At 49.1% G+C, this 12229-nt stretch carries 11 protein-coding genes; 2 read left to right on the top strand and 9 right to left on the bottom strand.

Annotation, left to right across the window (positions count from 1 at the left end; translation table 11 throughout):
* The 9 genes from radA to purE form a co-directional block, all read right to left on the bottom strand.
* On the bottom strand, positions 1-1295 hold a 1295-nt coding region (radA, locus tag BLA28_RS31625; RefSeq protein WP_330393312.1), incomplete at its 3' end, for a DNA repair protein RadA.
* A gap of 67 nt (positions 1296-1362) precedes the next feature.
* Positions 1363-1773, bottom strand: a complete 411-nt coding sequence (locus tag BLA28_RS31620) for a hypothetical protein (RefSeq protein ID WP_009253877.1) — start codon at positions 1771-1773, stop codon at positions 1363-1365.
* 65 nt (positions 1774-1838) lie between these two features.
* Positions 1839-4280 carry an ATP-dependent Clp protease ATP-binding subunit gene (locus BLA28_RS31615; protein ID WP_009253878.1) on the bottom strand — a complete coding sequence of 814 codons (2442 nt, stop codon included), beginning with the start codon at positions 4278-4280 and terminating at the stop codon, positions 1839-1841.
* Positions 4280-4657, bottom strand: coding sequence for a GntR family transcriptional regulator (locus BLA28_RS31610; protein WP_009253879.1), 378 nt, complete (start codon positions 4655-4657; stop codon positions 4280-4282). The genes BLA28_RS31615 and BLA28_RS31610 overlap by 1 nt, the downstream gene beginning before the upstream one ends.
* Positions 4658-4873: 216 nt before the next feature.
* Positions 4874-6085, bottom strand: coding sequence for an SH3 domain-containing protein (locus tag BLA28_RS34020; protein ID WP_069156788.1), 1212 nt, complete (start codon positions 6083-6085; stop codon positions 4874-4876).
* 27 nt (positions 6086-6112) lie between these two features.
* Entirely contained in the window at positions 6113-7387 is a 1275-nt protein-coding gene (purD, locus tag BLA28_RS31600) for a phosphoribosylamine--glycine ligase (protein WP_069156789.1), read from the bottom strand.
* Positions 7384-8007 (bottom strand): phosphoribosylglycinamide formyltransferase, encoded by a 624-nt coding sequence (gene purN / locus BLA28_RS31595; RefSeq protein WP_069156790.1) that lies wholly within the window; start codon positions 8005-8007, stop codon positions 7384-7386. The genes purD and purN overlap by 4 nt, the downstream gene beginning before the upstream one ends.
* The gene (gene purM / locus BLA28_RS31590) at positions 8001-9029 is read right to left on the bottom strand and encodes a phosphoribosylformylglycinamidine cyclo-ligase (RefSeq protein ID WP_176726812.1); all 1029 of its coding nucleotides are present in this window, start codon (positions 9027-9029) and stop codon (positions 8001-8003) included. The genes purN and purM overlap by 7 nt, the downstream gene beginning before the upstream one ends.
* A 64-nt stretch (positions 9030-9093) precedes the next feature.
* Positions 9094-9600, bottom strand: coding sequence for a 5-(carboxyamino)imidazole ribonucleotide mutase (purE, locus tag BLA28_RS31585; protein WP_044972031.1), 507 nt, complete (start codon positions 9598-9600; stop codon positions 9094-9096).
* 220 nt (positions 9601-9820) lie between these two features.
* On the opposite strand from purE, the gene BLA28_RS31580 reads away from it, so the two are divergent.
* Together BLA28_RS31580 and BLA28_RS31575 are read left to right on the top strand one after the other, a co-directional pair.
* A complete protein-coding gene (locus BLA28_RS31580; protein ID WP_242880577.1) occupies positions 9821-10924 on the top strand; it encodes an AraC family transcriptional regulator in 1104 nt (367 codons plus the stop codon).
* Between the two features lie 366 nt (positions 10925-11290).
* Entirely contained in the window at positions 11291-12151 is an 861-nt protein-coding gene (locus BLA28_RS31575) for an RpnC/YadD family protein (RefSeq protein WP_330388772.1), read from the top strand.
* Positions 12152-12229: the final 78 nt, after the last annotated feature.

The raw sequence follows: 12229 nt of genomic DNA, 5'->3' as shown, positions 1-12229 counted from the left end.
TTGGGAAGGACACAGGTTTCAAACCCCAGCTTCTTCGCCTCGGACACACGGATGGCCGCCTGGCTTACAGCCCTTACTTCACCGCTTAACCCCACTTCCCCGAAGGCGATCATATGCTCTTCGATAGGCCGGTTCTTAAAGCTGGAAATTACCGCCATGACAATGCCCAAATCTATGGCTGGTTCCTGTACTTTCATTCCTCCGGCAATATTTACATAGGCGTCGCAGCCCGATATCTGCAGCCCCAGACGCTTCTCCAGGACCGCCATTAAAAGATTGACCCTGTTAAAATCAGTTCCTGCCGCCTGTCTTCTCGGAAACCCGAAATTGCTCTGGCAGACCAGCGCCTGGATCTCCACCAGTATCGGCCTTGTCCCTTCCATGGAGCAGGAAACCACGGAGCCGCTGGCCCCTTCCGGTTTCCCGTTAAGCATGAACTCAGAGGGATTTTTCACCTCACAAAGGCCTTCCTGGCGCATCTCGAAGACCCCGATTTCGTTGGTCGAGCCAAACCGGTTTTTCACTCCCCGCAGAATACGGTAGGAGGCATGTCTGTCCCCTTCAAAATACAAAACCGTGTCCACCATATGTTCCAATACCCTGGGGCCGGCAACCGTACCCTCCTTGGTAACATGTCCCACAATAAATATGGATATCCCATAGCCCTTCGCCAGCTTCAGAAAAACTCCTGTGGATTCCCTCACCTGGGAAACGCTGCCCGGAGCCGCGGAAACCTCCTCCTGGTACATAGTCTGTATGGAGTCAATAATTACGATCTCCGGCTTTTCCCGGGTAATCGCCCCTTCGATTTCCCCCAGATTGGTTTCGCATAAGAGCTGCAGGGTATCGCGGAACTCTCCGATACGCTGGGCCCTCATTTTGATCTGCTGCAGGGATTCCTCCCCGGAAATATAGAGAACCTTTTTCCCCGATTCCGCAAGAAGCCTGCACATCTGCAGCAGAAGGGTGGATTTACCGATACCCGGATCTCCTCCCACAAGCACCAGAGAACCGGGCACCACTCCGCCACCCAGCACCCGATCCAGTTCTCCGATTCCCGTAAGAATGCGCTCTTCCTTGTCCATGGAAATTTCCGACAGGATGGAAGGACGCTTCCCCAGGGAGGAAAGTCCCTGGGAGCGTTCCGCGACTCCGCCTTTTCCGGAAGACTTTCTGACCGGTTCCTCCACAAAGCTGTTCCATGTATGGCAGCCGGGGCACTGTCCCATCCATTTCGCTGATTCATAACCGCATTCCTGGCAATAGAATATGGTTCCTGATTTTGCTTTTGCCATTTCTCAAAAAGGGGTGCGGCTGATACCGCACCCCTGTCCTCCTGTACTTTTTTCCGTTTAGCAGTGCCTATTTATGGATGTCTACCTTCACTTCTCCCGCTCCTGCAAGTTCCACTGAAAGACTCAGCTTTCCTCCCAGATTTGTGCACATTCTTCCGGCATCCTCTTCGTTAATCCGTACGTCATATTCCGTATCATCCTGAAGTCCGATGGTCAGCTGGGCATCCTCCTGTCCCTCTACCACAAAGCTTACACCGTCCTCGCTCTCCAGAAAGTTCAGCACACTGGTTCCCGGTACGGATTCATAAACGAACATACCGTTTTTCTCCAGCTTCGTCATCGTCTGATAGGTTTTCACCTTATACAGATCTCCTTCGTGGGAAAAGTCCTCCAGCTTCGCTTTCTCCGCAAGGGTGTGGTTTCCAAAACTGATGCTGCCGTCTGCCTCTGCACGGATTAACTCTTCTACTACTGCCATTTCTTTTGTCCTCCTTAAATATGGTTCGTCCTTTTGCTTTATCCTCCGTCACCGACGGTATTCCTCTATTTTTTTACCTGGAACGTAATTTTTCCTTCCTTGCAGCCTACGGTTACATTATCTCCCGGCTGAATGCGTCTTGCAAGGATTTCTTCTGCCAAAGCGTCCTCAATCATATTCTGAATCGCTCTCTTCAAAGGGCGGGCCCCCATTTTTAAGTCAGAATGCTTCTCCACAATAAAATTCTTTGCGGCAGGCGTAATGGTCAGATGAATATTCAGCTGCTTGCTGCACCGATCCGTTAAATCTCTGGACAGGAGCGTGATGATCTGTTTCATGTTTTCCTTGGTCAAAGGATGGAACACCATGATTTCATCAATCCGGTTTATGAATTCCGGTTTGAACAGGCGCTTAACCTCTTCCATAACACCGGCCTTCATTTTTTCATAGTCCTTCTTTTCATCCGTATGGGCGGAAAAGCCGAGATTCTTGGGATCTATGATGCGCTGTGCACCGGCATTGGAGGTCATGATGAGCACCGTATTTTTGAAGCTCACCTTCCTGCCCTTGGAATCCGTTATATGGCCGTCGTCCAACACCTGCAGCAGGATATTGAACACATCCGGATGAGCCTTCTCCACTTCGTCAAACAGCACGACAGAATAAGGATTCCTGCGCACTTTCTCGGAAAGCTGGCCGCCGTCGTCAAAGCCCACATACCCCGGAGGGGATCCAATCAGCTTGGAAACGGAATGGCCTTCCATATACTCCGACATATCGATACGTATCAGAGCATTCTCAGAACCAAACATCGCCTCCGCAAGAGCCTTGCTCAGCTCAGTCTTCCCGACACCTGTAGGCCCCAGAAAGAGGAAAGAGCCGATAGGCCGCCTGGGATCCTGAAGGCCGACCCTGCCCCTGCGCATGGCCCGGGCTACGGCGCTCACAGCCTCTTCCTGGCCGATAACCCTCTTATGCAGGATTCCTTCCAGCTTCAGAAGGCGCTCACTTTCTTTTTCCTCCAGCTTGCTCACGGGAATTTTGGTCCACATCGCAACCACGCCTGCGATGTCATTTTCCGTAACCACTTCCTTTTGGGCTGCGTTCTTCTTTTCCAGCCGCATCTTCCTCTGGTTCAGCTTCTTAAGCAGTGCATCCTGTTCCCGCTTCCACTCACCAGCCTGGGCAAAAGCTTCTATCCGGATAGCTCCTTCTATCTTCAGATCCAGTTCCTTCACCTGTTCATTCAGCTTCCGGATATCCTCCGGCGGCTCCATATGCTGCAGCCGCACGGCAGACGCCGCTTCATCAATCAAATCAATGGCTTTATCCGGCAGCCTCCGGTCATTTATATAACGGCTTGACAGCCTTACAGCAGCTTCTATTGCTTCCGGAAGGATTTTTACCTTATGGTGCTCTTCGTATCTGGGCGTCACGCCCTCAAGAATACGGACAGCCTCTTCTTCCGTAGGCTCCTCTACATTCACCGGCTGAAACCTGCGTTCCAGTGCGGCATCCTTTTCGATATATTTCCGGTACTCGGTGATGGTGGTGGCCCCGATCAGCTGTATTTCCCCTCTTGCCAGAGAAGGCTTCAGGATATTGGAGGCATCAATCGCGCCTTCCGCACCGCCCGCACCGATGAGCGTATGAAGCTCATCCAGGAACAGAAGGATATTGCCGTCATCGGTCACTTCCCGGATCACTTTTTTAATGCGCTCTTCAAATTCACCGCGGTACTTGCTTCCGGCTATCATTCCGGATAAATCCAGCATCAGAACCCTTTTATTCTTTACCGTGTCGGGAACCTCGCCCGCTACGATTCTGGCAGCCAGCCCTTCCACAATGGCGGTCTTACCGACTCCGGGCTCCCCAACCAGACAAGGGTTATTCTTCGTCCTCCGGCTTAATATCTGGATGACACGGCTGATTTCCTCTTCCCTGCCAATAACCGGATCCAGCTTGCCGTCCCTGGCCAGGGCCGTCATATCGCGGCTGTACTGCTCCAGAGTGGGCGCTCCCCCTTTTTTCTTCTGCTTTTTCATCAGATCCTCTTTATACAGCCCGGGCTCCTGTCCCATGGCCGCCAGAGTATCCATATACAGCTTCTGAGGCTGCAGGCCGCAGGTATTCAGCAATCTGACGGCCACATTCTCCCCTTCCTTTAAAAGGGAAAGAAGGATGTGCTCCGTTCCGGTAAGTGCGCTGCGGAATCTTGCTGCCTGTCTGTGGCTTTCCTCAAGAATAGTCATAGCCCGGGGGGAATAACCATCCCGTTCTTTAACCGGTGTTTCTGATACCGGCGCGATCAAATCTTCAATCATTTCACGGATTTCCAATTCATTGGCACCATTCTCTATCAACACTCTGGCTGCCACACCGGTGCCCTCCTCCAGGAGCCCCAAAAGAATATGCTCAGTTCCCACATAATTCTGTTTCAGCTTCCTGGCGGCCTTCTCAGCCAGTATAAGGGCCGTTCTGGCCTTATCCGTATACTGTGACTGCATTATTCCAGTCCTCCATATTCTTCATAAATTTCGTCAATTAAAGCATGCACTTCTTCCCGGGAAATATTCTTGCAGCTCGCCTTCGCCAGCAGGACCCTGAGTTCATCCCGGACATCCAGCATAGCCTGCTTCTTTCCCTCGTCAACAGCGATTACCGCGCCTTTTCTTCTGTCTACCTTCACATAGCCTTCCTGTTTCAGCACGGTATATGCCTTATTCACCGTATGCATATTAATACCAATGGTGTCGGCAAGCTGTCTCACACTGGGAAGTACATCCCCCTCATGAAAACGGTTGGTAGCGATTCCCAGAATGATCTGGTTCCTCAGCTGAATATACAATGCCTCATCACTGCTGAAATCAATCTCTATATACATATCCAATACGCATCGCTCTTCTTTCTGTGTTTCTTTTGTTATATTTATAGTATAACAGTGAGCACATCCTGTCAACCGTTTTCATCGGACGCCGGCGCATGCCGTTCTTCTCTGTTCCAGTCTATTCCATATAAAGATTATGGGAAAAAGCCGCTGCAGTCCATCCCAGCGGCTTTATCTTTTATCTGCGGCTGTTATCAGTCAGCCAGGTTTTTCTTATTTCAAATCCAGAAATTCAAAATCCAGATCGTCATCCTCATCTACATCAAGGAAATCGCGGGGCTTATAATTCTGGGATTTCCTGCTTTTTCCTGAGGAACGGGAGCTTTTTCTGGGCGGCTCATCATAGGACACTTCCCTGGAATACATATCATCCTCATCCTCGTCTTCGTCCATATCCTCGTCGTCTTCGTCCTCATCATCCTCTTCGTAATATCTGCTTCTGCGGGCCGGTTTCTTTTTATTTCTGCTTCCTCTCCCGCCCCTGCTTCTTCTGGGGACATAGTCGTCGTCATCCTCGTCGTCGTCCATATCCTCATCGTCGTCGTCCTCATCATCCATGTCTTCATCATCTTCTTCATCGTCATCGTCGCCATATTCGTCATAGCCGTCCTCATATGCCGCTTTCAGCTTGAAGATCATGACGGTTACCACAATAACCAGGAGACCAATAATAACGGCAAGAATAATAATGATAAGCCGGAGACTGCCTGTCTGTTTTTCCATGGTATCGATATTATTTTCATTCGTCTGGGCCGCACCGAGAAGATCGGAAATTTTATACCTGGTGCCTTTCACATTGTCGTTCAAGTACCAGTCATTATTTCCTGTCCCGTCGTCCGCATAGCTCACATCATAATCATTGGTGGAAGGAGCGGTGTCCGAAGGAGCTTCGGAGGGTGTTTCCTCAGGAGTTTCAGCCGGAGCCTCAGGCTGGGCGGTCTCCGTTACCTCCAGTGTATCTTCACGGACATAACCATTAATCGCTTTTCCATCCTTTTCCCCTGTGATCTGATACCAGACTTTCCCGTCACTTCCTGTCGTCTCCCCGGTAACATCCATGATATCACCTGAGGAAAGACTGCCTACCACGCTGGAGCTGGTTGAGGCTTCAGAACGAACACGTGCACTGGCCGCAATAATCTTGATTTTCGATGCCGTGGATCCGTTTATGCCTTCCTCAGAGTTTTCGTTGATGATGTTGTTTACTTCCTCATCATCTATATTCACTTCCGCTCCGTCAGCTCCCCCTGCATCTCCATTTCCCTCATTACTGCTGCTGCCCTGACTTCCCTGGCTCCCCAGCGTATTCGCCGCATGGCCTGTCAGAGCGGTCTGCCCCGGTAGAGCAGCGCAGAAAATAATCGCTGCCATAACAGCTGTTAACCGAAGCAAAAATCCTGTACTTATTTTTTTTATCCTGTTCATGTTCCTGACCCCTTTACCTTTTGTGGTTTACGCCTCATCTATAGCTTTACCGATATCCGTACGCATATACTTATTGGCAAAGTCTACCCAGCCGGCCGCTTTATAGGCATTGGCCCTAGCCGCTTTCAGATCGTCTCCCGTAGCGGTAATTCCAAGCACCCTGCCGCCGTTCGTCACGATATTTCCCTGACTGTCGAATTTGGTTCCGGCATGGAAGCAATAATACCCGTCGGCATCTTTGAATTTTTCAAGTCCGCTGATTTTCAGGCCTTTTTCATACTTCACAGGATACCCCCGGGAAGCGAGTACCACACATACCGCAGCATTATCTTCAAACTGCAGATCTATTTTATCCAGCGTGCCGTCTATGCACGCTTCCATCACATCCACAATATCATTTTTCATGCGGGGAAGCACCACCTGCGCCTCCGGATCTCCAAATCTGGCATTATATTCCAGAACTTTGGGACCTTTCTGTGTCAGCATCAGGCCGAAGAAAATAATTCCCTTGAATTCTCTTCCTTCTTTTGCCATGGCATCCACTGTGGGCTGATAAATATATTGTTTACAGAAATCATCCACTTCTTTCGTATAAAAAGGGGATGGGGAAAAAGTTCCCATTCCGCCGGTATTCAATCCTTTGTCTCCGTCACAGGCACGCTTGTGATCCTGGGCGGAGGTCATAATCCGGATGGTTTTTCCGTCTACAAACGAAAGCACGGACACTTCCCTTCCGGTCATAAATTCTTCCACCACCATACGGTTTCCGGCAGCACCGAACTGTTTGTCCAGCATAATGCTTTTTACACCCTCAAGCGCCTCTTCCTTCGTATTGCAGATGAGGACGCCTTTGCCTAAAGCCAGGCCGTCCGCTTTGAGAACAACAGGATAATCCGCTGTTTCCAGATAAGCCTCCGCCTTTTTGGCATCATCAAATGTTTCATAGGCTGCCGTGGGGATGTTATATTTTTTCATTAAATCCTTGGAAAAAGCCTTGCTGCCTTCCAGAATGGCAGCATTCTTCCGGGGGCCGAATACGCGCAGCCCCGCTTCCTCCAGCACATCTACAAGTCCTGCCGCCAGAGGATCGTCCGGTCCCACAATGACCAGATCCACTTCTTTTTCTTTGGCAAAAGAAGCAATTTTATCAAACTCATCCACTCCAATGGGCACACATTCCGCCACCTCGGCAATCCCTGCGTTCCCCGGAGCACAATATATTTTATCTGCTTTCGGGCTTTCAGCCACGGCCACAGCAATCGCATGCTCGCGGCCGCCTCCGCCTACAATCAGAATTTTCATTTGTATCTCACCTTTCCGTCTGTTACGCTTACTTTCCCGTTGGCAATCAAATCAATAGCCCTGGGAAGGATCTGCCACTCCGCTTCTTCCATCACACGCAGCTGAAGGCTTTCCGGCGTATCATCCTCCTGCACCTCCACACTTTTCTGCAGAAGAATCGGCCCTGTGTCTGTCCCTTCGTCCACAAAATGCACAGTGGCTCCTGTCACCTTAACACCCCGGGCCAGCGCCGCTTCATGAACCTTAAGCCCATAAAACCCTACGCCGCAGAAGGAAGGGATTAAGGAAGGATGGATATTGATGATACGGTTCCTGTAATTTTCTATCATGGCAGCCGGTATGGTCACCAGAAAACCGGCCAGCACAATCAGATCCGGACTATAGGAGTCCACCTTATCAAGAAATGCCTGATTGAACGCCGCCCTGTCCGGAAAATCCCTGGGTGAAAGGCAGACGGCATCAATACCGCTCTGCCCGGCCCTGGTTAACGCGTAGGCGTTTTTATTATTGCTGATGACTCCCACTATCTCCGTATTGGTTATTCTGCCGTCTCTGATAGCATCCATAACAGCCTGCAGATTGGTTCCTCCGCCGGATACACAAACCAGAATTCTCAGCATAATTCAACTCCCTTTTCCCCGGCCTTCACTTCACCGATGATATAAGGAATTTCTCCTGCTTCACGAATGGCCGCCACAGCGCTTTCCGCCTGTGCGGGATCCACCGCCAGAATCATACCGATTCCCATATTATATGTATTATACATCATCTGCTCATCAATATTACCCTTGCTGGCAAGAAGCCTGAAAATGGCAGGAACTTCATAGCTGTCCTTCTTTACGAAAGCGCGCACGCCTTCAGGAAGCATACGGGGAATATTTTCATAAAATCCGCCGCCGGTGATATGGCTGCAGGCCTTAATGGCAACTCCTGCATCCTTTACTGCCTTCAATGCTTTCACATAGATTTTGGTAGGGGCGATCAACGCCTCTCCCAACGTTTTCCCCAGCTCCTCATAATAGGTACCCAGGGATTCCTTAGTCATTTCAAAAACTTTTCTTACCAGTGAAAAACCATTGCTGTGAACTCCGGAGCTTGCCATTCCGATAAGCACATCTCCCGGCTTCAGATTTTCTCCGGTAATCAGCTTCTTCTCATCAACGATGCCCACGGCGAAACCGGCCAGATCATATTCATCTTCCGGATAAAAGCCGGGCATTTCCGCAGTCTCGCCGCCAATCAGGGCAGCACCCGCCTGCTTACAGCCATCTGCCACACCTTTTACGATAGTGGCAATTTTCTCAGGATAGTTCTTTCCGCATGCAATGTAGTCCAGGAAAAACAGCGGTTCCCCGCCTGCGCAGGCAATATCATTCACACACATAGCCACACAGTCGATTCCCACCGTATCATGCTTATCAAGCAGAAACGCAAGCTTCAGCTTCGTTCCCACGCCGTCAGTTCCGGAAACCAGAGTAGGCTTTTCCATCCCCTGGAAGCTTTCCAGGGAAAAAGCCCCTGAAAATCCGCCAAGACCGCCCAGTACCTCAGGGCGCATGGTTTCCTTCACATATTTTTTCATAAGTTCTACCGATTTATACCCTGCTTCAATATCTACACCAGCGTTCTTATAATCCATCATGTCCTCCGTTTATACGAAGCCCGTCAGGTATCGCCATCCGGGTTCCCGCATTGTTTTTATCTGCTTATTTGCTGTAATTCTTATAGCCCACTTCCTGAAGGTGTGCATCCTTCTTCTGAACGCTTTCCTTAAGGCCCTGGGAATAATTTTTCAATTTCTCAAGAAGCACGGCATCCGATGTAGCAAGAATCTTTGCTGCAAGAAGACCTGCATTTGCTCCTCCGTTAATCGCCACCGTAGCCACCGGAATTCCGCTGGGCATCTGAACGATGGAATAAAGAGAATCCCTTCCGCCGAGAGAAGTCGTATGCATAGGAATACCAATAACCGGCATAGGGAAAATTGCAGCACACATACCCGGAAGATGCGCAGCCATACCCGCACCCGCTATAATTACCTTGAACCCTTTTTCTTCAGCGCTCTTTGCATATTCAAAAAACACATCCGGTTCCCTGTGTGCGGAAATAATCTTCATCTCATAAGAAATCCCCAGCTCCTCCAGAATATCAGCCGCCTTTGCCATTACAGGCATATCCGAATCACTTCCCATTACAATACCAACCTGTGCCATTGGTTCTCCTCCTTCATCCTCTTGGACCTGATCCCGATCCCCTGCCGAAGGCTCCATACGCCCGTCCACTCGGCAAAAAACCCACAAAATCAAGCCGGTAATATTTCAACCTACAGTGTACTAAACTTTTTACCGATATGCAACATCAACCACCCCGAATTAATAAAAAATTCAACTTTTACTCCCAAAGGGATATTTTTTTTGGAGGGAATGGATTATAATGTTGTTACCAACGAGCAGCAACCTCGTGAAGATGAAAACCAGAATGGGAAACAACCGGCACGCCCCACCGCCGGCTGCTTCCCAGGCTGATTTTCCTCTTCACGAGGCTTGGGGCGACTGCCCCAAGCCCGGAAGCCCCCAGGCTTCCGGGTCTGCGGACTACCGCCATAAATCCCTTATGCCCTTATGCCCTTACGCCCTTAACTCACCACCAACCCAATCCACCACCCCCAGGGAGATGACCAACATCATGTGCGAAATACAATACGACATCACCTACAACGACCTCAACCCCACGTTCCTTTTCACCTGCCAGCTGTCCCGAAAGGAACCCGAACTCCCCCATAGCCACGACTTCATAGAAATCGCCCTGATACTCTCCGGGGAGGGCCACTTTATGCTGGACGGAAAATGGTATCCCGTCAAAAAAGGCGATGTACTCCTCATCAACCCGGGCATCCAGCACCACTGCACCTACATAAATCCGGATGCCCCCCTGGAAGAATCCTACGTAGCCTTTACCGACATCCACATACGGGACATGGAACGCAACCAGATCCTCTTCCCCGGCCACGAATGCCTCATCCGCCCCGGTGAAAAGACCTTTGTCACCCTATCCCGCCTCTGCTCCCTCATCAAAACAGAGAGCACCAGCTGCCAGCCCGGGCGCTACTTCATGCTCAAAGCCTACGTCACCCAGATGATCCTCCTCCTTTACCGCGAGCAGGTCGCTGCACCCGTAAGCATAGAGGACGGCTACGAATTTGAATCCACCAACAAAAAATACGTCGTGGAACAAATCATCGACTACCTGGATTGCCACTACAACGAAAAAATATCCCTTGATCAGATAGCCCGCAACATGTACCTGAGCCCCTTTTACATATCCAAAATATTTAAAAGCGAAACCGGTGACACCCCTATCAACCACCTCATAAAGGTGAGAATGGAAAAAGCAAAGCTTCTGCTGGACAAACAAAAGGATGCCAGTATTCAGGACATTGCCTTGTGCGTGGGGTATGACGACGCATACCACTTCAGCAAACTGTTTAAAAAACACTTTGGGGAGTCTCCCTCTAAATATAGGAAGAAACAGATTTAAACAGCAGAATACAGGCCAGGATTTTCATAAGACCTGGCCTTATAACATTTACACTCTTCCCAATAGCTGATATAATAAAAAGGCACCGGCCGCCGGGACTATGTGTAAGCTCCTGCCTGCCATATTACAGTTGTATCAATCAGCATTTCTTTTCGTATAATATTTCAATCTTTCTGTCCGAATCGGACAATTATTCAATGCAAGTTTTCAGAAGACAATTCTATGAATCAAAACATAAAAGAACCTTAGAATATAATCGTTTTAATCGTTTTAAAATGTAAGATGCGGTTGTCCGGTGTCGGATTTTTCAGTTATAATTATATGAAAGACAGGATTTTGCACATGGCTTACGGAACAGGAGGCTGTGTGAGAAAACGCACGAAAAAGATTAACAAAATGCTGGAAGAAAAGAATCCGGCAACTAAAAACTCCATTCATCATGAAGATTTGGCGCTGAAAACAGCGGCTCAATACTTCGGTGAAGAGCTGATGCCCCTGCTTGGAATTCAGGGTGTGGCCGACTACATCGCTCCTACGGAGACTGTAATACTGGAAGCGCGGCAAATGTATCAGGATTTTAACTATGTACGGAAGGATGATTCCTGGATCCATCTGGAATTTGAAAGCGATTCCATTACCAAGGAAGATCTGAAACGATTCCGAGAATATGAGGCAGCTACCAGCCGGATACATCATGTGGAAGTGATCACCTATGTAATCTGTTCCTCCAAGGTAAAGCATCCGAGAACAATCCTTAAAGAAGGAATTAATGTTTACCAGGTAAAGGTGGTACGTCTTAAGGGGAAGAACTCGGACCAGCTTTTCAAACGCCTGAAAGAGAATGCAGAACAGGGGCTGAAACCCTCAAAGGCAGATCTTGTTTCCCTGCTGCTCACACCGCTGATGTCAGGCCGCCTTAGAATCGAGGAGCGGATTATAAAAAGCCTGAATATACTTCAAAATTCCAGAGAACTAATAACCGAAATGGAACTGGAAAAAATGCAGGCCGTTTTGTATACACTGGCAGATAAATTTTTGAATGAAACGGAATTAAACAGAGTAAAGGAGATGATAGCAATGACGAAATTAGGAGAAATGCTGGTAGAGGACGGAATTAAAAGAGGTATCGAAAGAGGATTGGAAGAGGGAATGGAAAAAGGAATAGAAAAAGGGATAGTCTATAATGTACCCATAGATGTGGACACATTAAGAAGAAGGGTTCCTTGAAAATGGACACTATGAAGAAGGGATGTCCCCTCCAAAGTGGACAGATTGAAAAGGGGGTTCTTTATCTCTGATAGATGT

Origin of the sequence: Eisenbergiella tayi, from assembly GCF_001881565.1 — a bacterium.
In the GTDB taxonomy this organism is placed as follows: Bacteria; Bacillota; Clostridia; order Lachnospirales; family Lachnospiraceae; genus Eisenbergiella; species Eisenbergiella tayi.
Note: the sequence above shows the minus strand (reverse complement) of the source record. Positions and strands in the feature narration are given on the sequence as shown.

What these genes read in the sequence shown, in the direction of transcription:
- BLA28_RS31620 (WP_009253877.1), bottom strand. Translation starts at nt 1,773, where the DNA reads ATGGCAGTAGTAGAAGAGTTAATCCGTGCAGAGGCAGACGGCAGCATC.
- purD (WP_069156789.1), bottom strand. Translation starts at nt 7,387, where the DNA reads ATGAAAATTCTGATTGTAGGCGGAGGCGGCCGCGAGCATGCGATTGCT.
- purE (WP_044972031.1), bottom strand. Translation starts at nt 9,600, where the DNA reads ATGGCACAGGTTGGTATTGTAATGGGAAGTGATTCGGATATGCCTGTA.
- BLA28_RS31615 (WP_009253878.1), bottom strand. Translation starts at nt 4,280, where the DNA reads ATGCAGTCACAGTATACGGATAAGGCCAGAACGGCCCTTATACTGGCT.
- BLA28_RS34020 (WP_069156788.1), bottom strand. Translation starts at nt 6,085, where the DNA reads ATGAACAGGATAAAAAAAATAAGTACAGGATTTTTGCTTCGGTTAACA.
- BLA28_RS31580 (WP_242880577.1), top strand. Translation starts at nt 9,821, where the DNA reads ATGTTGTTACCAACGAGCAGCAACCTCGTGAAGATGAAAACCAGAATG.
- purM (WP_176726812.1), bottom strand. Translation starts at nt 9,029, where the DNA reads ATGATGGATTATAAGAACGCTGGTGTAGATATTGAAGCAGGGTATAAA.
- BLA28_RS31610 (WP_009253879.1), bottom strand. Translation starts at nt 4,657, where the DNA reads ATGTATATAGAGATTGATTTCAGCAGTGATGAGGCATTGTATATTCAG.
- purN (WP_069156790.1), bottom strand. Translation starts at nt 8,007, where the DNA reads ATGCTGAGAATTCTGGTTTGTGTATCCGGCGGAGGAACCAATCTGCAG.